General features: G+C 68.7%; 17 protein-coding genes. 6 read left to right on the top strand and 11 right to left on the bottom strand.

Annotation, left to right across the window (positions count from 1 at the left end; all coding sequences use genetic code 11):
* The first annotated feature begins 161 nt into the window (after positions 1 to 161).
* Positions 162 to 1,079, top strand: coding sequence for a dienelactone hydrolase (locus JWP60_RS23900; protein WP_299797249.1), 918 nt, complete (start codon positions 162 to 164; stop codon positions 1,077 to 1,079).
* A 69-nt stretch (positions 1,080 to 1,148) separates the two neighbouring features.
* Here the strand turns inward: JWP60_RS23900 and JWP60_RS23905 are convergent, their stop codons facing one another.
* On the bottom strand, positions 1,149 to 1,934 hold the full coding sequence (locus JWP60_RS23905) for a transporter substrate-binding domain-containing protein (protein ID WP_299797121.1): 786 nt from the start codon (positions 1,932 to 1,934) through the stop codon (positions 1,149 to 1,151).
* Between the two features lie 91 nt (positions 1,935 to 2,025).
* Positions 2,026 to 3,699 carry an AMP-binding protein gene (locus JWP60_RS23910; RefSeq protein WP_299797123.1) on the bottom strand — a complete coding sequence of 558 codons (1,674 nt, stop codon included), beginning with the start codon at positions 3,697 to 3,699 and terminating at the stop codon, positions 2,026 to 2,028.
* A 283-nt stretch (positions 3,700 to 3,982) separates the two neighbouring features.
* Here JWP60_RS23910 and JWP60_RS23915 point away from each other — a divergent pair, with 283 nt between their 5' ends.
* Entirely contained in the window at positions 3,983 to 4,468 is a 486-nt protein-coding gene (locus JWP60_RS23915; RefSeq protein WP_299797125.1) for a cache domain-containing protein, read from the top strand.
* Between the two features lie 208 nt (positions 4,469 to 4,676).
* Here the strand turns inward: JWP60_RS23915 and JWP60_RS23920 are convergent, their stop codons facing one another.
* From JWP60_RS23920 to JWP60_RS23945, 6 genes are all read right to left on the bottom strand, one after another.
* Positions 4,677 to 6,146 carry an ATP-binding cassette domain-containing protein gene (locus JWP60_RS23920; protein WP_299797127.1) on the bottom strand — a complete coding sequence of 490 codons (1,470 nt, stop codon included), beginning with the start codon at positions 6,144 to 6,146 and terminating at the stop codon, positions 4,677 to 4,679.
* Positions 6,139 to 7,077: a branched-chain amino acid ABC transporter permease gene (locus JWP60_RS23925; RefSeq protein WP_299797129.1), complete on the bottom strand. Its 939-nt coding sequence runs from the start codon at positions 7,075 to 7,077 to the stop codon at positions 6,139 to 6,141. The genes JWP60_RS23920 and JWP60_RS23925 overlap by 8 nt, the downstream gene beginning before the upstream one ends.
* Complete coding sequence (locus JWP60_RS23930) at positions 7,077 to 7,952, bottom strand: branched-chain amino acid ABC transporter permease (protein ID WP_299797130.1); 876 nt, start codon at positions 7,950 to 7,952, stop codon at positions 7,077 to 7,079. Before JWP60_RS23930 ends, JWP60_RS23925 begins: the two co-directional genes overlap by 1 nt.
* Before the next feature lie 76 nt (positions 7,953 to 8,028).
* A complete protein-coding gene (locus JWP60_RS23935) occupies positions 8,029 to 9,273 on the bottom strand; it encodes an ABC transporter substrate-binding protein (RefSeq protein WP_299797132.1) in 1,245 nt (414 codons plus the stop codon).
* 230 nt (positions 9,274 to 9,503) lie between these two features.
* Entirely contained in the window at positions 9,504 to 10,301 is a 798-nt protein-coding gene (locus tag JWP60_RS23940; RefSeq protein WP_299797134.1) for a substrate-binding domain-containing protein, read from the bottom strand.
* A 113-nt stretch (positions 10,302 to 10,414) separates the two neighbouring features.
* Positions 10,415 to 11,716 (bottom strand): M20/M25/M40 family metallo-hydrolase, encoded by a 1,302-nt coding sequence (locus JWP60_RS23945; RefSeq protein WP_299797136.1) that lies wholly within the window; start codon positions 11,714 to 11,716, stop codon positions 10,415 to 10,417.
* A 174-nt stretch (positions 11,717 to 11,890) separates the two neighbouring features.
* On the opposite strand from JWP60_RS23945, the gene JWP60_RS23950 reads away from it, so the two are divergent.
* Entirely contained in the window at positions 11,891 to 12,859 is a 969-nt protein-coding gene (locus JWP60_RS23950; protein WP_299797139.1) for a tripartite tricarboxylate transporter substrate binding protein, read from the top strand.
* Here the strand turns inward: JWP60_RS23950 and mctP are convergent.
* Together mctP and JWP60_RS23960 are read right to left on the bottom strand one after the other, a co-directional pair.
* Complete coding sequence (gene mctP, locus JWP60_RS23955) at positions 12,835 to 14,385, bottom strand: monocarboxylate uptake permease MctP (protein ID WP_299797142.1); 1,551 nt, start codon at positions 14,383 to 14,385, stop codon at positions 12,835 to 12,837. The two genes, JWP60_RS23950 and mctP, sit on opposite strands and share 25 nt — an antisense overlap.
* The gene (locus tag JWP60_RS23960; protein ID WP_299797144.1) at positions 14,382 to 14,612 is read right to left on the bottom strand and encodes a DUF3311 domain-containing protein; all 231 of its coding nucleotides are present in this window, start codon (positions 14,610 to 14,612) and stop codon (positions 14,382 to 14,384) included. Before JWP60_RS23960 ends, mctP begins: the two co-directional genes overlap by 4 nt.
* Positions 14,613 to 14,743: 131 nt before the next feature.
* Between JWP60_RS23960 and JWP60_RS23965 the strand changes: the two genes are divergently transcribed.
* A complete protein-coding gene (locus JWP60_RS23965; RefSeq protein WP_299797147.1) occupies positions 14,744 to 15,514 on the top strand; it encodes a transporter substrate-binding domain-containing protein in 771 nt (256 codons plus the stop codon).
* A 4-nt stretch (positions 15,515 to 15,518) separates the two neighbouring features.
* Here the strand turns inward: JWP60_RS23965 and JWP60_RS23970 are convergent, their stop codons facing one another.
* Positions 15,519 to 16,730 (bottom strand): MFS transporter, encoded by a 1,212-nt coding sequence (locus JWP60_RS23970; RefSeq protein ID WP_299797150.1) that lies wholly within the window; start codon positions 16,728 to 16,730, stop codon positions 15,519 to 15,521.
* Positions 16,731 to 16,800: 70 nt separating this feature from the next.
* Here JWP60_RS23970 and JWP60_RS23975 point away from each other — a divergent pair, with 70 nt between their 5' ends.
* Both JWP60_RS23975 and JWP60_RS23980 read left to right on the top strand, forming a co-directional pair.
* Positions 16,801 to 17,400 carry a TetR/AcrR family transcriptional regulator gene (locus JWP60_RS23975; protein ID WP_299797153.1) on the top strand — a complete coding sequence of 200 codons (600 nt, stop codon included), beginning with the start codon at positions 16,801 to 16,803 and terminating at the stop codon, positions 17,398 to 17,400.
* A gap of 42 nt (positions 17,401 to 17,442) precedes the next feature.
* Complete coding sequence (locus JWP60_RS23980; RefSeq protein WP_299797156.1) at positions 17,443 to 18,822, top strand: amidase; 1,380 nt, start codon at positions 17,443 to 17,445, stop codon at positions 18,820 to 18,822.
* Positions 18,823 to 18,829: the final 7 nt, after the last annotated feature.

The following is an 18,829-nucleotide window of genomic DNA, read 5'->3' on the forward strand; positions in this document are numbered from 1 at the left end:
CATTGATGCAAAAAGAAGGCAGCATTGATGCGATCGGTCCGCGCCTGGCGCATTCCGCGGTGCGATCTCTGCATTCCATCGCAATGCGATGCATGCCGCCTTGCGCCTGCGGGAGACTCGCGATCCGGAGTTGCCGAATTGCCAATCAGGAGATCATGACCATGCATTCGACCCAGCGCCTCGTTGCCGGCAGCGCCATCCTGCTGGCAGCCATGCTCGCAGCGTCTGCCTCGTTCGCCGCCGGTATCCAGGCGCTGAATGTGCCGGCCGATGCTTCGTCGCCGGCCATGTCCGGGGCGGTGTGGTATCCCTGCGCGCTGCCGCCCACGCAGTTGCGGCTGGGCCCATTTCTCGTATCGGCCGCCAGGGACTGCCCGCTTGCAGGTACGAAGTTGCCATTGATCGTGATGTCGCACGGCCGCGCCGGGACCTTCCTCGGCCATCGCGACACCGCGCAGGCCTTGGCCGACGCCGGATTCATCGTGGCGGCCATTTCGCACCCCGGCGACAACGCGCAGGACAGCAGTTCCTCCAACGAGGTGTCGGCGTTCATCCAGCGCCCGGCCGACATCAAGCGGCTGGTCGACCACCTGCTTGGCGCCTGGCCGTCCGCGTCCGTCGTTGCTGCCGACCGCATCGGCTTCTTCGGTTTTTCGCGCGGCGGCTATACCGGGCTCGTGCTGGCCGGTGCCGTTCCCCGCTTGCGCGAGGGCCAGCCCACGCCTGTGGCGCACGACCCCCGCATCAAGGCGGCCGTGATCGCCGATCCCCTGACTCTCTTCTTTGCGCCAGACGCGTTTGGCGCGGTCGGCATCCCGATCCAGCTCTGGCGCTCCGAGCAGGGCGGCGACGGTGTCACGCCCGAGGGCGTGGCCGCCGTGGCCGTCGGCTTGCCTGCGAAGCCCGACCTTCATACGGTTGCGGCGGCCGGCCACTTCGCCTTCCTGCCTCCGTGTCCGGAGGCGCTCCGGCAGTCGGCGCGCGAGATCTGTACCGACGCGCCGGGCTTCGACCGCCAGGCCTTCCACGATGCATTCAACGCGCAGGTGGTGGAGTTCTTCCGGCGCACGCTTCATTGACGGTGGCGGACCGCCTCAGAGCAGTGTGGCGGTACCGTCCAGATCGTCGCGCTGTCGAGGCGCTGCTTCCTACCTCACCGCCGACAGCCCCTGCACGCCGTTGGCCGCGATCGAACGCGCGATGAAGCCCGCACCCACCAGGTCCGTCACGAAGGCCTGCAGCCAGGCCGCTGCCGCCGGCCGGCCGCGCGGCGTGCCGAGGCCGTGATTGACGATCATGAAGTTGCCTTCGACCATGCGCGCGTCGTGCAACAGCGCCACCGACTCCAGCAACTGCGGCTTCAGGGCGGCGATGGCATCGGCGCCGCGGCCGTTGAACAGTTCGATCCCCGCCGGCAGGCCCTTGGTGCGGATCAGGGTTGCGGCGCGCACGGTGCGCGTGAGGTACAGCTCGTACCCCGCCTTCTCGGCCACCGCGATGCGCACACCGGCGCCGTCGACGTCCGCAGCGGCATGCAATGGCGAATCCTTGTGGACGACGTAGGTGGCCTCGATCTCGGTCATCGGCGGTGAGAAGGCAATGGTGCGCGAGCGCGCCTGCTCGATGGCGAGCACGGCGACATCCCACGCGTTCGATTCCGCCGCGTCGGCCACTTGCCCGGGGGTGTCGTAGACCACGAACTCCACCGGCACGCCGAGTCGGGCGCCGAGCTCGCGCATCAGGTCGGCGCTCACCCCGCGCAAGGCGCCGGTGGCCGGGTCCTTCTGGGTGAACAGGGCATTCCCCAGATTCATGCCCGCGCGCAGCTTGCCCGCTGGGGCAAGTTCAGCGCGGACGGCGTCGGTGAGCGGAGGAGGGGCGGCGTGCAGGGAGGTGAGTGTCATGGCGAGTGCGAGGATAAGGAGTTTCAGCATGGGCGAGCCTCCGTGATCGGATCCGGCGCAGTATTGCGCTTGCGCGGCCGGCACGCAATGCGCGTGGCATGCCTTGCACAAGGCGCCGAGCTCACGCAGTGCGCTCTTCCTGCAGCCCCAGCTCGTTCTTCATCGCGTCGCGGATCTTGAACTTCTGGATCTTGCCGGTCACCGTCATCGGGAAGGCATCGACGAAGCGGATGTGGCGGGGGACCTTGTAGTGCGCGATCTGGCCGTTGCAGAAGGCCCGCACCTCTTCTTCACCGAGCGACTGCCCGGGCTTGGCGATGATCCACGCGCAGAGTTCCTCGCCGTACTTGCGATCGGGCACGCCGACCACCTGCACGTCCTGCACCTGCGGCATGCGGTAGAGGAACTCCTCGATTTCACGGGGATAGATGTTCTCGCCGCCGCGGATCACCATGTCCTTGATGCGGCCCACGATGTTGACGTAGCCCTCGTCGTCCATGGTCGCGAGGTCGCCCGTGTGCATCCAGCCCTCGCTGTCGATCGCCTCGCGGGTCTTCTCCGGGTCTTCCCAGTAGCCAAGCATCACCGAGTAGCCGCGCGTGCACAGCTCGCCGGGCGTGGCGGTGGCCAGGGTGCTGCCCGTCTCCGGGTCGGCGATCCTCACTTCGAGGTGCGGCTGCACCTGGCCGACGGTGGAGACGCGCTTGTCCAGCGGCGTGTCGGTGCTGCTCTGGCAGCTCACCGGGCTGGTCTCGGTCATGCCGTAGGCGATGGTGACCTCGTTCATGTGCATCTCGTTCACCACGCGCTTCATGACCTCGATCGGGCAGGGCGAGCCGGCCATGATGCCGGTGCGCAGCGAGGAGAGATCGAACTCGCGAAAGCGCGGGTGATCGAGTTCGGCGATGAACATCGTGGGCACGCCGTGCAGGCTGGTGCAGCGCTCCGCCTGCACCGTCTCGAGCACAGTGAGCGGGTCGAAGGCATCGTTCGGATAAACGATGGTCGCGCCGTGCGTGAGGCAGGCCAGGTTGCCCAGCACCATGCCGAAGCAGTGATAGAGCGGCACCGGGATGCACAGGCGGTCGGCCGGCGTGAGCTTCATCGCCTCGCCGATGAAGAAGCCGTTGTTCAGGATATTGCGATGGGTGAGCGTCGCGCCCTTGGGGAAACCGGTCGTGCCGCTGGTGAACTGGATGTTGATCGCCTCTTGCGGCGCGAGCGAGGCGGCGATCGTGTCGATGCGCGGATCGTCGGGATTGCCGCGCGCGAGCAGCTCGGAAAAACGCAGCATGCCGGCCTGCTCCTCGCCCCGGGCCGCCTCGTCGATCCAGACGGTGTGACGAAGATGCGGCAGCTTCGCGGGCCCGAGTTCGCGCAGCATGCCGAGGTAGTCGCTGGTCTTGAAGCGCGCCATCGTCACCAGCGCCTGGCACTCGACCTTGTTCAGCGCGTATTCGAGTTCCGCGGTGCGGTACGCGGGATTGATGTTCACGAGGATCAGGCCGACCTGCGCAGTGGCGAGTTGCAGCAACAGCCATTCCGCGTTGTTGTGCGACCAGATGCCGACGCGGTCGCCCTTGCGCAGGCCGAGATCGAGCAGGGCACTTGCGAGCTGGCGCGATTGGCGGTGCAGTTCGGCATAGGTGGAGCGGCGCTGCTGGTGTCGGCTGACCAGCGCGGGATGCTCCGCCTGGCGTTGCGCCATGGCGGCGAAGAAGGCGGGCAGGGTCTGCTCGATCAAGGGCGTGCCGGTGGCGCCCCGTGCGTGGGCGACTCGCGTGGGACGGGTCATGACTCGGTCTCCGGAATGGCGCAGGTCGCCAGAATAGGACGGGAGCAGGTGGGCGCGGTGCGGTGTTGTCCCGGGGCTGGCAGGCCGTGCGTTGTTTGCAAGCGACCCCCCTGCGACCCAGCCAGTCCGCCGACTGAGCAGTTCTTCACGTGATTGCCTGCAAACGAAGGTAAACGCAAGTGTTTACCGATTGAAATATTTGGATACATCCGCCAGGATCACTTTCGGTGCGGCCCATTCGACGTCCTTGGCCGGCGCTGTTTCCAATCCTCGAGGAGAGTGAATGAGCAAGACTCTGAAGACCTGCGTGGCTGCGGCCCTGTTCGCCGGCGTCCACGTTTTCACCGCGGCCGCGGCCGCTGCTTCGCCGCACGGCAATGACGCCGAGGCGCAGGAGATGGTGAAGAAAGCCGTCGCCCTGGTCAATTCGGCCGGCCCGGAGAGCGCCTACAAGACCTTCACCGACCACCCGGGCGGGGCCTTCAAGGACCGCGACCTCTATGTCTTCGTCTATGACTTCGATGGCAACTGCCTGGCGCAGGGCGCCAACCCGAAGATGGTGGGCAAGAACCTCATCGGGCTGAGGGACTTCGACGGCAACGAGATGATCAAGGGCCAGGTTGCCTTGGTGAAGACCAAGGGCAGCGGCTGGTCCGGCCCGTACAAGTTCAACAACCCGGTGACGAACATCGTCGAGGTGAAGAAGGCGTACTGCCAGCGCGGCGCCGGCGAGACCATCGTGTGCTCAGGGGTTTATTCCGGCCAGTAAGCGGTTCGGCCGGCAATATGTCATTGCGGGTTGACCCGCAATTCAGGCCGGATGCGCGCACCCAATCATGTCATTGCGGGCTCGACCCGCAATCCACGCCCGATGCGCGTACCCGCTGTCGTGGATCCCGGGTCAAGCCCGGGATGACATCCGCCGAGACATCCGCCGAGGCATCCGCCGACATCGCCGATCGGCGAAGCAGCCGATCTCAAAGGTACATCTCCGCCGCCTCTTCCTCGAAGCGCTCGGGTGCGCCTTCCCACGCGATCTTGCCGTGGTCCATCACGTAGAGGCGGTCTGCGTGCGGCAATGCGAAGGTGACGTTCTGTTCGCCGAGCAGCACCGTCAGCCCCGCGTCGCTGCGCAGCCGATGCAGGGCCTTCGACAAGGTCTCCAGGATCACCGGCGCCAGTCCGAGCGTCGGCTCGTCGAGGATCAGCAGGCGCGGCTTCATCATCAGCGCGCGCGCGATCGCCAGCATCTGCTGCTCGCCGCCACTGAGCGTGCGCGCGACCTGCGTGGCGCGGTCCCGCAGGATGGGAAAAAGGTCGAACAGCCACTCGCGCCGCTCGGTAAGCGCAGCCGGGGCCAGGGCGTGGCCGCCGAGGTCGAGGTTCTCGCGTACGGTCATGTCGCCGAACAGCTCGCGGGTCTCGGGACACTGCACGATGCCGCCGCGCGCGATCGCGGCAGCGGTCAGCCCGGCGAGCGGCGCGCCGCTCCAGCGCACCTCGCCCGAGTAACGCACCAGGCCCGAGATCGCATTGAAGAGCGTCGTCTTGCCGGCGCCGTTCAGCCCCACCAGCGCCACGAATTCGCCCTCGCGCACCTGCAGCGACACGCCCTGCACGGCCAGCGCCTTGCCGTAGCGCACCTCGACGTCGCGCACCTCCAGCAGCGGCGGACCTTCGGCGCTGCGCTCGGGCGCGCGCTCGGCGCGCATCAGGGCGCCACCCAGGTAGACGCGCCGCACGGTCTCGTCGCGCATCACCTCGGTGGCCGTCCCCTCCGCGATCTTCTCGCCCAGGTACATGGCCACCGCGCGATCCACGAGGGCGGCGACGCTCTTGACGTTGTGATCGACCAGCAGCACCGCGCGGCCCTCGGCGCGAAACCCGGAGATCAGCTCGGAGAAGCCGGCGACCTCGGAAGCGGTGAGGCCCGCGAAGGGCTCGTCGACCAGCAGCAGCTTGGGATGCAGCGCGATGGCCTTGGCGAGTTCCAGCCGGCGCAGGTCGGCGAAGGCCAGGGTCGGCGGCTTGCGATCGAGCACGCCGCCAAGACCGACGCGCTGCGCGATGGCGCGCGCCTGCTCGGCGACCTCGGCGCTGTGGAAGATCATGCTCAGGCGATCGGGGATGAGGGCGACCTGGATGTTCTCCACCACGGTCTGGCGATTGAGCGGCCGCGAATGCTGGAACACCAGCCCGACGCCCAGCCGCGCCACCTTGTGCGAGGGCAAGCCGGCGATCTCGCGCCCCTCGAAGCGCACCGACCCCGACGTGGGCGGGTCGACGCCCATCACGCTGCGCATCGCGGTGGACTTGCCCGAGCCGTTCGGACCGATCAGGCCGAGGATCTCGCCGCCCCGGATGGAGAAGCTCAGGTCCTTCACGGCGACCAGGCCGCCGAAGCGCTTGGTCAGTTGCGAGACTTCCAGCATCGGCGTCTCAGCCACGGTCCCCCCTGCCCTGGAGCATGCCGAGGAAGCCGTTCGGGAAGAACAGCACCACCAGCAGCGCCGCCACCGACACCAGCAGCGTGGCCAGTTCGCCGAGCGGCCGCAGCGCCTCGCCGGCGCTGATCAGGAACACGGCGCCGATCGCCGCGCCGATGACCGTGCGGCGCCCACCCAGCACTGCGGCGACGATGATCTGCACGCCGATCGAGATGTCCACGAAGGTGCCGACGGAGGCCGTGCCCATGTAGAAGACCATCAGCGCGCCAGCCAGCCCCGAGAAGAAGGCGCTGACGATGAAGGCGAAGAGCTTGTGCTTGGTGACGTTGAAGCCGAGCGCGCCGGCCTGCACCGGGTCTTGCCCGCTCGCCTGCAGCACCAGGCCGACCGGTGAGCGCGAGAGGCCGTACAGGATGGCGCCGCTCACGGCCATGAAGCCGAAGGCGATCCAGTAGTTGGTGGTCGCGCTCACCGAGATCACGTCGGGCACCGACAAGCCGATCTCGCCACCGGTGAGGCCGGCAAACACCACGATCATGTTTTGCAGCATCAGCACGGCCACCAGGGTGGTCAGGCCGAAGTACGGGCCGCGCACGCGCAGCGCGGGCAAGGCCAGCACGACCCCGCCGATCACCGCGGCCACCGCGCCGGCCACGACGCACAGCCACAGCGAGACGCCGGGCGACAGGCGCGCATCGAGAATGCCCGCCGTGTACGCACCCAGCCCGATCAGGAAGGTGGGGCCGAAATTCACCTCGCCGGCAAAGCCGAACAGCAGGTCCCACGACATCGCGAACACCGCCGTGTAGAAGGCGACCGTCAGCAGGCCCAGCACGTAGCCGGAGCCCACGAGAGGGACGCAGGCACCGATCGCCAGCAGCACCAGGCCGGCGAGCACGGGACGCGATTGCAGCCAGGCCGGTCGCGCCATCAACGCCTTCCGAACAGGCCTTGCGGCCGCAGGTACATCACGACGACCAGCAGCAGCAGCGAGGGGATGAAGCGGTAGGCCGGCGACACGAGATAGGCGGTGACCGTCTCCAGGTAGCCCACCACATAGGCCGCGATCAGCGATCCGGTGACACTGCCCAGCCCGCCCAGCACCACGATCGAAAACGCGCTCGCCGTGAGCGGCCCGACGCTGTACGAGCTGACGCCGAGGAACATCCCGAGCAGGATGCCGGCGATGCTGGCCAGCAAGCCGTAGATCAACCAGACGGCCAGGTGGATGCGCGTGAGCTCGATGCCCAGCAAGGTCACGCCCCGCGGGTTCATGGAGGCGGCCAGCACCGCCTTGCCGTGGCGCGTCTTGTTCACCAGCACCCACAGCGCGCCGATCGCCAGCCAGCAGATCACCGCGGTGAAGTACTCGTTGGTCGGCGTGCGCACACCGACCACCGTGACCACGCCTTCCACGATCGGCAAGACGGTCTTGGCGTTGTTGGTGAAGAAGTAGGCGACCGTCTCGGAGATGATGATCCCCCACAGCAGCGTGGCGGTGAGGATGAAGATTTCCTTCTCCGCCTCGGCCACGCGCGGCGAACGCTGGATCGGCCGCACCGTGATGAAGTAGGTGAGCATCGTCAGCACCACGCCGAACACGACGCCTCCGACCGCCGACAGGTAGGGGCCGGCATTCAGCAGCCCGGCCAGCGCCCACGAGGCCACGGCCGCCGCGACCATGATGGCGCCGTGCGAGAGGTTCAGCACCCCGGACACGCCGAAGATCAGCGTGAAGCCGGTCGCCCCGAGGGCGTAGAGCGAGCTGATGGCGAAGCCGTCGATCAGGATCTGCCAGAAGAGCATGGAGCAGGCGCCGGCGTCTAGCGGGGGTGGCGGGACGCCGGCTGCATCACCCGCTGCAGGTGGACGCGATCCAAGATCAGCGCGCGGACGACAGCTTGATGAAGGCGGGGAACTTCATCTGTCCGGAAGCGAGGTTCTTCGGCCAGATGTTCACCTGCTTGCCGTCCTGCCACTGCAGCATCAGGCCCGTGATGTAGCCGGGGCCGGTGCGCAGGCCGTGCACGTGCGGGTCGCCCTTGGGCTTGAAGGCCACGCGGCCGATGGTGCCGACGTAGTCGGTCTTCTCCATCGCGGCCACCAGCTTGTCGCTGTCGGTGGAGCCGGCCTTGCGCACGGCCTCGGCGATCATGTAGACCTCGTCGTACGAGGTGTAGCCCGAGTACGAGGGGTTGTTGCCGAACTTCTTGACATAGGCGGCGACGAAGGGCAGCGTCTTCGGCGTGACCGCCACGCCGGGGCCGGACACGGCCTGGTACAGCACGCCTTCGGTGGCGCCGTTGGTGTCCTTCCAGAACGTGGAGTTGGTCGCCTGCGAGGAGATGCCGAACATCGGGATCGGCACCTGCTGGCTCTTCCACTGCACGGTGGGCTGGGTGCCCACGTGCGAGATGCCGGTAATCATCACGTCGGGCTTCTGCGCTTCGATCTTGCTGAAGATCGGCGTGAAGTCCGTGGTGTCCGGCGAGAAGCGGATGTGGTCCAGCACCTTCAGGCCGGTCTTGGGCAGGCACTGCTCGTAGCCGGCATCCAGCGGCGTCGTCCAGGCGGCGTCCTCGCTGACGATGATGGCGGTCTTCATCTTGTGCTGGGTGACCAGCAGGTCCTTGGCGGCGTCGCACACCAGCTCCGCCAGCGAGCTGGAAGTGAGATAGCCGTGGAAGGTGTACTTGTTGTGCTCGTAATCCTTGGCGATGTTCTGCGTGATCACGTCCGAGGCGGCGCCCGGCGTGATCATCACCGTCTTGAGCCGGCCGGCCCAGGGCTCGAGCGCCAGCACCACCTCGGAGATGTAGCTGGCGATGACGGCATTGACCTTGTCTTCGTTCACCGCGCGCTGGAAGGCGCGCACCGATTCGGCGGCGGAGGCGTGGTTGTCGTAGACAACGATTTCCACCTTGCGGCCGTTCACGCCGCCCTTGGCATTGATCTCCTCGGCGGCGAGTTGCGCGGCCGGGCCGATCGAGGAGCCGGCGACCGCCTGCGCCTCGGAGATGACCCCGATCCTGATCGGGGGGTCGGCCGCGAGGGCCAGGGTGGGCGCGAGAGTGGCGAGACAGGCGCTCGCGACGGTCGAAGAAAGACGTAGCAGGTGTTGACGCATGGAACCTCCAGCGGAAGAAGGGCGCGGCACGTGCTGCAGCCCGGACGACAACATTTCGGCAGGCCATTGTTCCGGCGACCGCGCCGCACCCGCTGCAGACAATCACCAATCGACAGCGTGTTTTTCCGCTGATAAACGTGAGGGCAGCTCGACGGCAGCGCTTCACGCCGGCGTCTTCGGCCCGAGCCTTGCGACAGCAGCGTGAAGCCGCCGCGCTCGTGCAGCCAGAGCTAGTGCCCGCCCGCCCGCGGCACGAGCCCGGTAGCGCGGATCACCGCCGAATTGCTGGTCGCCGAGAGGTAGGCCACGAACTTGCGGGCTTCGGCGCTGTGGGCGCTGCCCGCCACCACCGCCGCCGAGAATTCGGTGACGTACTGGACTTCATCGGGCAGGTCGCCCACGATGTCGATGCCCGCGATGGGGAGCAATTCGCTGCGCTGCTGGCAGCCGAAATCGGCTTCGTGCCGCGCGACGATCTCGCCCACCGGCGTAGCCGGAATCTTGTGGCCCTTGGCGCGCACGGCATCGGCCACGCCCAGTTTCTGCAGCATTTCCTTTTCGATGTACTCGCCGCTGGCACTGTCGGACCATGCCACCGAATGCGCTGCGAGCAGCGCCGCCTTGAGGCCCTGGACGTCATGGATGTCGGGATGCGCGGCGCCCTGCGGCACCGCGCAGGCGATGCGCGAGTCGGCCAGCACGACCTTGCTGCCGGGGGCCAGCTGCCCGGCGGCCATCAGCTTGTCGAGCGAGTCGCCGACCATGATCACGACATCGATGGGCTCATGACGGGCGAGCCGTGCCGGGATCGCATTGACGGTCTGGCCCATGGACGGCCCCCATTCGGCGTGCACCTGCTGGCCGGATTCGCGCTCGTACTGCGCCGCGAGCTTCTTGTACGCGGCAGCGAAGCCGCCGGAGGAGACGACATTCAGCGGGTCGGCGCAGGCGGCGCCGGCGAACAGCAGGGCCGAGAGGATGGTGGCCGCGCGGGCCACGAACGTGGGGGAGGAAAGCTTGGGCATCATGTTGGGGCTCGCCGGGGATGGGGGCGACATGATGGCACGGCGGCGGCGCGCTCCAGGGCATGGATGGCCGGCCAAGCCCGGTCACGCCCGCAATGACATGCTGCGTCGAACGCCTATCGCGCGCCCACCTTCCCCCGCGCAATGTCCATCACCGTCCGCACCACCAGGTACAGCCGCGGCTCGATGGAATCGAGCACCACGTACTCGGCGTCGCTGGAATGGGCGCCGAAGCCGACCAGCCCGTAACGCTCCACCACGCCGGGCTTGCCGGACAGGCCGGCGAAAGCGGCATCGGTGCCACCGCCCGCGACGCGATCGTCCGCGCCCAGCGGGCGACCGAGTTCGGCATAGATCTGCTGCGATCGGCGTGCCAGCGCCAGCCCTGCCGCGTTCGATTCCAGCGGCGGGCGGCGCCGCTCGTAAGTCAATTCCACCTTCGCTTCGGGCACCAATTGCAGGCGCGTGCGTTGCTGCAACAGGCGCTCGAGGCGATCGAAGTCGGCCACGCGCGTGACCCGCGCATCCGCGGTGGCCGTCGCATCGGCGGGGATCACGTTGCGGTTCGTGCCCGCCTGCGCGACCGTCCAGTTCAGCTTCATGCCGGTGGCGGGATCGGACAGGTCGCGCGCATTGAGGACCTGGTGCGCCAGTTCGTACAGGGCGTTGACGCCGCGCTCCGGCGCCGCGCCCGCGTGCGACGCCCGGCCCTTGACGTGGATGGTGGCCGAGGCAATGCCGGCCGTGGCGAGGGACAGCTTGTCGTCGGTGAGGCTCGCGCCTTCGTGCGACAGGACGAAGTCATGCTCGGAGGCGAGCTTCGTGATCATCGCGCGCGAACCCGGCGAGCTGATTTCCTCATCGCCGTTGATCAGCACCGTGAGCTGGCCGTACTCCTTGAAGTCCAGCGCCTGCAACACCGCCAGCGCATGCAGGATCACTGCGATGCCCTGCTTGTCGTCGGCGATGCCTAGCCCATAGGCCTTGTCGCCGTCGACCCGGAACGGCTGCCTGGCCAGCATGCCCTTCAGGTACACCGTGTCCATGTGGGCGATCAGCATGATCTTCTTGCTGCCCGTGCCGCGGAAGGTGGCGCGCACCATCGGGCCGATCTTCTCGGGCGTGTCTTCCATGCGGTAGACGTCGGGCGAGGCGGGGCTTCCCGGCTGCAGGATCTGCACCTCGCCTCCGAGCGCCGCGAGCTTGTCGGCGATGAGCGCCGCGAGCCGGCTCAGTCCCTCGTAGTCGCGGCTGCCGCTCTCGATGCCGACGAATTGCGACAGGGAGTCGAGGAACGGCTGCCTTTGCCGGGCCGCCAGTTGCGCAATGCGCGCGTCGGCGCCCTGCGCGAGCGCGCCGCTGGCGGCGATGCTCAGGCAGGCGAGCAGGAGGGCGGCAGGGACAAACCTGGTGGGCATGCGGCGAAATCCTCGGAGTGGAACGGTCAGCTTTGGCAGGGCGGCATTGTGGCAGGGGAACCGAGGTTCCGCCCCCCCGGAACCAAGGTCGCGATCTGCGCCTCCTCCTCCCTTCGCCTGATCACACGCGGACGGTGTCACGCTACATTGCTTCATCCACAGCAGGCGGAAGCGATGAAACGGATCCTCGGTGTGATGGCGCTGGCCCTCGTGCTGGGGGCGCCGGTCGAACAGGCCGCGGATGTGCCGCGCCCGCCGATCCACATCATCGTGCCGTTTGCGCCCGGTACCGCGGGCGACCTCGTCTCCCGACTGGTCGCCGAGGAACTCAGGGCCACCCTGGGCCAGCCGGTGGTGATCGAGCACCAGATCGGCGCAGCCGGCCGGGTGGGGGTCGGCAGCCTGGCGCGCGCGCCCGCCGACGGCTCCGTGATCGGGATGGGCAACGAGTCCACCCACGTCACGCTGCCACTGCTGACCGTCCGGACGGCCTACGACCCGGTGCGCGATTTCACGCCGCTCACGCTTGCTGCGCGCACCACCATGGCCGTTGCCGTGAACCCCGTGCTCTTGCCGGTGGAGACGCTGGCGCAATTGCTCGCGGTGGCGAAGACGCGGCCCATCGCCTTCGGCTCGCCCGGCGAGGGTTCGCCGCAGCAGTTGATCGGCCTGCTGCTCGCGCAGCGCTCGGGGGGCAGCTTCGAACACGTGCCGCAGCCGGGCGCCGCCGCCACGGCCCGCGAGCTGGCCGAAGGCCGCCTGCCGATGGCGATCACCACGCTGTCGGCGCTGATGGCGTATCCGGGCAAGGTGCGCATCCTGGCCATCGGCGACGCCACGCGCCGTCCGGCCCTGCCGGATGTGCCGACGCTCAGCGAAACCTGGCCGGGCGTCGTGGTCACCGGCTGGCTCGCCTACTTCGCGCCGGCCGGCATGCCGCAGCCGGCGCACGCGCGACTCACCACGGCCGTGCGGGCGGCGCTTGCCAAGCCGCGGGTGATCGCGGCATTGCGCGAGCAGGGGCTGGACCCGGTGGGCGGTCCGGCCGAAGAACTGGGCGAACTCGTGCGCGCCGGGCTCGAGGCCTGGAAGCCGCAGATTCGCAGGGCGTCGGCTGCTCAGCCCTCGACCGCATCGAGGTAGTCTTCCGGTCGCGTGCGGTCTTCGGCGTGCGCCAGCCCGGCGAGGCGCACTGCGAGGCTGACGAGGATCGCCACCACGAGATTGACGACGAGCGACCACACCGCGGCATAACCCGGGATGGCCATCCCGAGCAAGTGGATCGTGTAGGTCGAGCCGGCGAGCTTGAGCGAGACCGCCATCCACGTGCCCAGGACGATGCCCGCTGCCCAGCCGACCAGCAGGCCGCGGTATTCGAGCACGCGTGTGTAGAGGCCCAGCACGATGGCCGGCAGGGTCTGGATGATCCAGATGCCCCCCAGCAGCTGCAGCTGGATCGCATACGTCAGCGGCAGGCCGAGGATGAAGACCAGCGCGCCGAACTTCACGACCAGCGAGACGAGCTTGGCGACCTTCGTTTCCTCCGAGGGCTGCAGCTTGCGGTTGACGAATTCCTTGTGGATGTTGCGCGTGTAGAGATTGGCCGCCGCGATCGACATGATGGCCGCCGGCACCAGCGCGCCGATGCCGATGGCCGCAAACGCCACGCCCACGAACCACGGCGGGAAGAAGTGCAGGAACAGCGCCGGCACCGCGAAGTTCGGGCCGAAGGCCTTGAAGTAGGGCGCGAACTCCGGCATGTCCTTCACGCCCGCCGCCAGGGCCATGTACCCGAGCAGCGCCAGCAGCCCGAGGAGCAGCGAGTAGGCCGGCAGCAGCGCGGTGTTGCGGCGAATCGTGTTGCCCGAAGACGATGCGAAGAGCGCCGTGATCGAGTGCGGGTAGAGGAACAGTGCAAGCGCCGAGCCCACGGCCAGCGTCGCGTAGGCGCTGTAGCCGTTCAGGCTCTCCGCATCCGGCGGCTTCAGCAGCAGGTTCTTGGCTGGCACCGCGGCGAAGATGTGGCCGAAGCCACCCAGTTGCCCCGGAATGACGAACATGGCGACGATGATCGTCAGGTAGATCAGCAGGTCCTTGACGATCGCGATCATCGCGGGAGCGCGCAGCCCCGAGGTGTAGGTGTACGCGGCGAGGATCACGAAGGCGATGATCAGCGGCAGGTCGCCGACGAAGCCGCCGGTCTTGAAGCCGAGCGCCCCGATCACCACCTCGATGCCCACCAGCTGCAGCGCAATGTAGGGCATGGTCGCGACGATCCCCGTGACGGCCACTGCCAGTCCGAGCATGCGGCTGCCGTGGCGCGCGGTGACGAAGTCCGCGGCCGTCACGTAGCCGTGGCGCTTGGCAACCGTCCACAGCTTGGGGAACACCATGAAGGCAAACGGATAGATCAGCACGGTGTACGGCAAGGCGAAGAAGCCGGTCGCCCCGGCGCCGAAGACCAGGGCCGGCACCGCGACGAAGGTGTAGGCCGTGTAGAGGTCACCGCCGAGCAGGAACCAGGTGACGAGCGTGCCGAAGCGCCGGCCGCCCAGGCCCCACTCGTGCAGGTGTGCCAGGTCCCCCTGGCGCCAGCGCGCCGCGAAGAAACCCAGCACCGTCACGAACACGAACAGCAGCACGAAGACGGTGGTGGCGGTGGCGTTCATGGCTCCCCCGCTGCGGGCACGCCGGGCCTCGTCATGAAGTAGACCAGCGCCGTGATCACCGCGCTGATCAGCACCCAGAGCAGCTGGTACCAGTAGAAGAAGGGGAAGCCCCACAACTGCGGCTCGATGCGGTTGTAGGAGGGGACCCAGATCATGGCGATCCAGGGCAGCAGCAGCAGCCAGAGCCAATGCCGGTTCGACTGCCGCGAAGCAGAGTCCTTGCTCATGTGTTCACCTCGCGCGACCCGCAAGTCTTGCACGAAAGCCCAGGGTCCGGGGGAGCCGCGCCGGACCCTGAGTTCGACCCTTGGCGCGGCGGGGCGCATCCCTACAATGGCTCATCACTCCTGGAGAAGCCATGCGCCTTGCCTGCCTGTTCGCCGCTCTTGCGACTCTTCTCCTGCCCTTGCAGGGGCTCGCGCAGGACGCCTCCCGCCTGGACACGGTGCAGAAGCTTGGCAGGCTGCGCGTGTGCACGCCGGGCGACTACAAACCCTTCAGCCTGGCGCGCGCCGATGGCGCCTTCGAGGGACTGGACGTCGACCTGGTGCAATCCGCGGCCAAGGCCCTGGGCGCCCGGGTGGAGTTCGTCAAGTCCGCGTGGCCCACGCTGATGAAGGACTTCGTCGAGAAGTGCGATGTCGCGGTCGGCGGCATCTCGGTGACGCTGGAGCGGCAGAAGACCGCCTTCTTCAGCGCCCCCTACATGGTCAACGGCAAGGCGCCCATCACGCGCTGCGAGAACGTGGCGAAGTTCCAGAGCGTGGCCGACATCGACAAGCCCACCGTGACCGTGATCGAGAACCCCGGCGGCAGCAACGAGCGCTTTGCGCGGGCCAACTTCCGCACGGCGAAGATCGTCATCTTCAACGACAACACGACGATCTTCGACGAGATCCTCCAGGGCCGCGCCGACGTGATGATCTCGGAATCGGTCGAGACGCTGGCGCAGCAGAAAGCGCGTCCGGGCCTGTGTGCCGTCAACCCCGACAAGCCGCTGCAGTACGGCGAGATGGCCTGGCTGCTGCCGCGTGGCGATGCCGCTTTCAAGGCGTGGATGGACCAGTGGCTGCACCTGGCCAAGGCCACGGGCGAATACGACGCGGTGCTGGCGCGCTGGGTGCGCTGAGGCATCAGCCGGTTCGCGTTTGCAGCCCCAGGCGCGCAAACGCCGCCAGGCCGATGACGCCCAGTCCGAAGCCGATCGCCGTGGCGTGCAGGTTGCCCGTCGCGGCAACGATCGCGCCGGCTGCGACCGCAGGCAGGCCCATCGCGAGATAGGACAGCACGAACAGCACCGACAGGGCACCGGCGCGGTCCGCCACCGACGCCGCGGCGAGCACCGAGCGCACGCCGCCCTGGAAGCTGGCGCCGAAGCCGGCGCCGGCCACGATCGAGGCGGCCAGGTACGCGAAGGCCGACCCTGCCTGTAGCGCGAGCAGCATGCCGGCCATGCCGGCCAGCAAGGCGGTGGCGCCGAACGACAGCAGCGTCTTCTCGTCCGACCGGCGCAGGACGAGCACGGCGGCGCCGGCGCTGCCGGCCAGCGCGAACAGCGCCAGGCCGCCACCCAGCGAGGGGTCGAGCGCCAACTCGCGCTTGACGAGCGCCGGGCCCAGTGAAGCGGCGAAACCGGCGAGCGACCAGCCCGCGAGCACCGTCGGGGCGGCGCTGCGCAAGGCCGCGCGTGCCTGCGGGGAGGCGCCAAAGCGCGGGCGCAGCGATGCCAGCGCACCCGGCACGCGGCGGCCCGGCTCCGGCATCAGGGCGACGCCCACGGCCTGCAGCAGGTAGATGGCGCCCAGCACGCCGTACACGAGGTGCGTCGGCTGCGGCAGCCAGTGCACCAGCACCCCCGAAAGCACCGCGCCGGAGGCCGTGCCCAGCGCGGGCGCGACCGCATTCGCGAGCGTGCCCTTGCGTCCGTCCAGGTCCAGCATGGCAGCGCCGATCGCGGCGATCGCCGCGCCGGTTGCGAAGCCCTGCACGATGCGCGCAAGGAACAGCGCCGACGTGTCCGGCGCCGACGCGAACACGGCCATGGCCGCCACCTGCACGAGCGCGGCCGCCACGATCACCGGCCGCCGGCCGACATGGTCGCTCAGGCGCCCGAGCACCAGCAGGGCGGCGAGCAGCACCAGGGCATAGGTCGCGAAGATGGCGGCGACGGTCAGCGGCGCGAAGCCCCACATCGCCTGGTACACGGGGTAGAGGGGCGTGGGCGCGCTGGACCCGGCCAGGAAGCTGATCGTCACCGATGCCAGCAGGTAGAAGTGGCGGCGGCTGGTCACGCCATCGGCAAGCGGATGCACGGACGCAGGGAGCGCGGCGGCGGGGCAGTTCATGGGGCCTCCTGGAATGAACAGACCGATCTGTCTGCTTGAACTATACAGACCGGTCTGTTAAAGTCAAGGCATGGCCACTGCAACTCTTTCGCCACCCGCCAAGGGCGACCGGCGGCCGGTGCGCGAGCGGCTGCTCGCCTCGGCCGGCGAGCTCTTCTACCGGGACGGCATCAACAACGTCGGCATCGACCGCATCCTGGAGCACGCCGGCGTGGCGAAGGCGTCGCTCTACGCCACCTTCGGCAGCAAGGACGAACTGGTACGCGCCTACCTGGAGCAACGCCACGGCATGCGGCGCGCGCGCATCGAGCGCCACATGGCCGGCAGGCGTTCGCCGCGCGAAAGGCTGCTTGCCATCTTCGACGCGCAGTCGGAGGCGATGGCCGAGCCGGGCTTTCGCGGCTGCCCGTTCCTCATGGCCAGTGCCGAACAGCCGGGCGAGTCCCGCGGCAAGCCGGTCTGCGACGACTACCGCGACTGGATTCGCGCGCTGCTCGTGCAACTGGTGAAGGAGAACGGCGTGCGCCGGCCCGATGCGCTCGCGCGGCAATTGCTGCTGCTCTACGACGGAGCGGCGGTCGCGGCGCAGATGGATGGCCGCGGGCCCGAAGCTGCGGCGGTGGCGCGGGCGACGGCGGCTGTGCTGCTCGACGCGGCGACGAAGACCTGAGCTGCCTGCGGCAGAATCCGGCCACGCTGCCGGAGGACACAGATGGAAATCGCCGAGTCGCTGGTCGGGTTGCAGACCGTGGGTTGGACCGCGACCGAGATTGCGCAGCGCGTGCGCTCAGGCGCGCTCTCCCCGGTCGACGTGGTGCGCCAGCACCTTCAGCACATCGAGGCGCACGACGGACGCATAGGCGCCTTTCAATGCGTGCGCAGGGAAGCCGCCTTGCGCGAGGCGGCCGCGCTGGCCGACGATCCGCGCCTGGCGTCACTGCCGCTGGCCGGGGTTCCGGTGGCGATCAAGGACAACATCCCCGTCGCCGGCGAGCCGATGCGGTCCGGCTCCGCGGCCAGCTCGCCAGCGCCCAGTGCCAGCGACCACGAGGTGGTGCGCCGGCTGCGCGCCGCGGGCGCCATCGTGGTGGGACTCACGCGGGTGCCGGAGCTTTCGCTGTGGCCGTTCACCGACGGCGCGCTGGGCACGGCCCGCAATCCATGGAACGTCGAACGCACGCCGGGCGGCTCCTCCGGTGGCAGCGCCGCGGCCGTCGCGGCGGCCATGGTGCCGATCGCGCATGGCAACGACGCCCTCGGCTCGGTGCGCATTCCGGCGGCCGCATGCGGGCTGGTGGGCTGGAAGCCGGGCGATGGCGTGGTTCCGGCCGATGTCGGCAAGGGCTCCTGGTTCGGCATGTCCGCCAACGGCGTACTCGCCACCACGGCGGCCGACGCTGCGCTCATGGCCAGCGTGATGGCCGGCCGCGCGGAGCTTGCGTCGCTCGGGCGACCCGGTGCGCTGCGCATCGCGCTGGCGACGGCCAGCCCGGTACCCGGTGCGCGAACGGACAGCGCCGTCGTGGCGGCGGTGGAGCAGGTCGCGAGCGTGCTCCGCGCCTTGGGACACAGCGTGCAAGCCATGCGCCTGCAGGCGCCCACGGGTGTCGCCCTGGCGGTCTTCGCACACTGGTTCGCGGCGGCGGCGCTGGATGCCGATGCGCTGGTCGAGCCCGCGCGCATGTTGCCCAGTACCCGGCGGCACGTGGCGATCGGGCGCCTCATGACACGGCTGAAGCTGGTGCGGCCCGGTGCGCGCGAGCGTTGGCGCGAACGTTTCGAAGCCATGCTCGCAGACTCCGACCTGCTGCTGACACCCACGACGGCCAGTACCGCGATCGCCGCGGACGGATGGATGCAAAAGGGGTGGGGCGCGCACGTGCGGTCCGCGCTCGCGTTTGCGCCGTTCACGGGCACCGCGAACTTCGCGGGGCTGCCGGCGATCTCGGTGCCGGCGGGCATGCACGAGGGCTTGCCCGTCGGCGCTCAGTTCGTTGGCCGCGCGGGATCCGAGGCATTGCTGCTCGCGATCGCGCAGGAGATCGAGCGCGAGCGGCCGTGGCCGCGGCATGCGCTGGCTCTTCGCGAATAAGCACATC

This window comes from Ramlibacter sp., assembly GCF_028291745.1.
In the GTDB taxonomy this organism is placed as follows: Bacteria; Pseudomonadota; Gammaproteobacteria; order Burkholderiales; family Burkholderiaceae_C; genus Ramlibacter.

Coding starts and splice junctions, on each gene's coding strand:
- JWP60_RS23910 (WP_299797123.1), bottom strand. CDS start 3,699: ATGACCCGTCCCACGCGAGTCGCCCACGCACGGGGCGCCACCGGCACG.
- JWP60_RS23925 (WP_299797129.1), bottom strand. CDS start 7,077: ATGGCGCGACCGGCCTGGCTGCAATCGCGTCCCGTGCTCGCCGGCCTG.
- JWP60_RS23900 (WP_299797249.1), top strand. CDS start 162: ATGCATTCGACCCAGCGCCTCGTTGCCGGCAGCGCCATCCTGCTGGCA.
- JWP60_RS23970 (WP_299797150.1), bottom strand. CDS start 16,730: ATGAACTGCCCCGCCGCCGCGCTCCCTGCGTCCGTGCATCCGCTTGCC.
- JWP60_RS23950 (WP_299797139.1), top strand. CDS start 11,891: ATGAAACGGATCCTCGGTGTGATGGCGCTGGCCCTCGTGCTGGGGGCG.
- JWP60_RS23975 (WP_299797153.1), top strand. CDS start 16,801: ATGGCCACTGCAACTCTTTCGCCACCCGCCAAGGGCGACCGGCGGCCG.
- JWP60_RS23960 (WP_299797144.1), bottom strand. CDS start 14,612: ATGAGCAAGGACTCTGCTTCGCGGCAGTCGAACCGGCATTGGCTCTGG.
- JWP60_RS23965 (WP_299797147.1), top strand. CDS start 14,744: ATGCGCCTTGCCTGCCTGTTCGCCGCTCTTGCGACTCTTCTCCTGCCC.
- JWP60_RS23945 (WP_299797136.1), bottom strand. CDS start 11,716: ATGCCCACCAGGTTTGTCCCTGCCGCCCTCCTGCTCGCCTGCCTGAGC.
- JWP60_RS23930 (WP_299797130.1), bottom strand. CDS start 7,952: ATGCTCTTCTGGCAGATCCTGATCGACGGCTTCGCCATCAGCTCGCTC.
- JWP60_RS23905 (WP_299797121.1), bottom strand. CDS start 1,934: ATGCTGAAACTCCTTATCCTCGCACTCGCCATGACACTCACCTCCCTG.
- JWP60_RS23940 (WP_299797134.1), bottom strand. CDS start 10,301: ATGATGCCCAAGCTTTCCTCCCCCACGTTCGTGGCCCGCGCGGCCACC.
- JWP60_RS23935 (WP_299797132.1), bottom strand. CDS start 9,273: ATGCGTCAACACCTGCTACGTCTTTCTTCGACCGTCGCGAGCGCCTGT.
- JWP60_RS23915 (WP_299797125.1), top strand. CDS start 3,983: ATGAGCAAGACTCTGAAGACCTGCGTGGCTGCGGCCCTGTTCGCCGGC.
- mctP (WP_299797142.1), bottom strand. CDS start 14,385: ATGAACGCCACCGCCACCACCGTCTTCGTGCTGCTGTTCGTGTTCGTG.
- JWP60_RS23980 (WP_299797156.1), top strand. CDS start 17,443: ATGGAAATCGCCGAGTCGCTGGTCGGGTTGCAGACCGTGGGTTGGACC.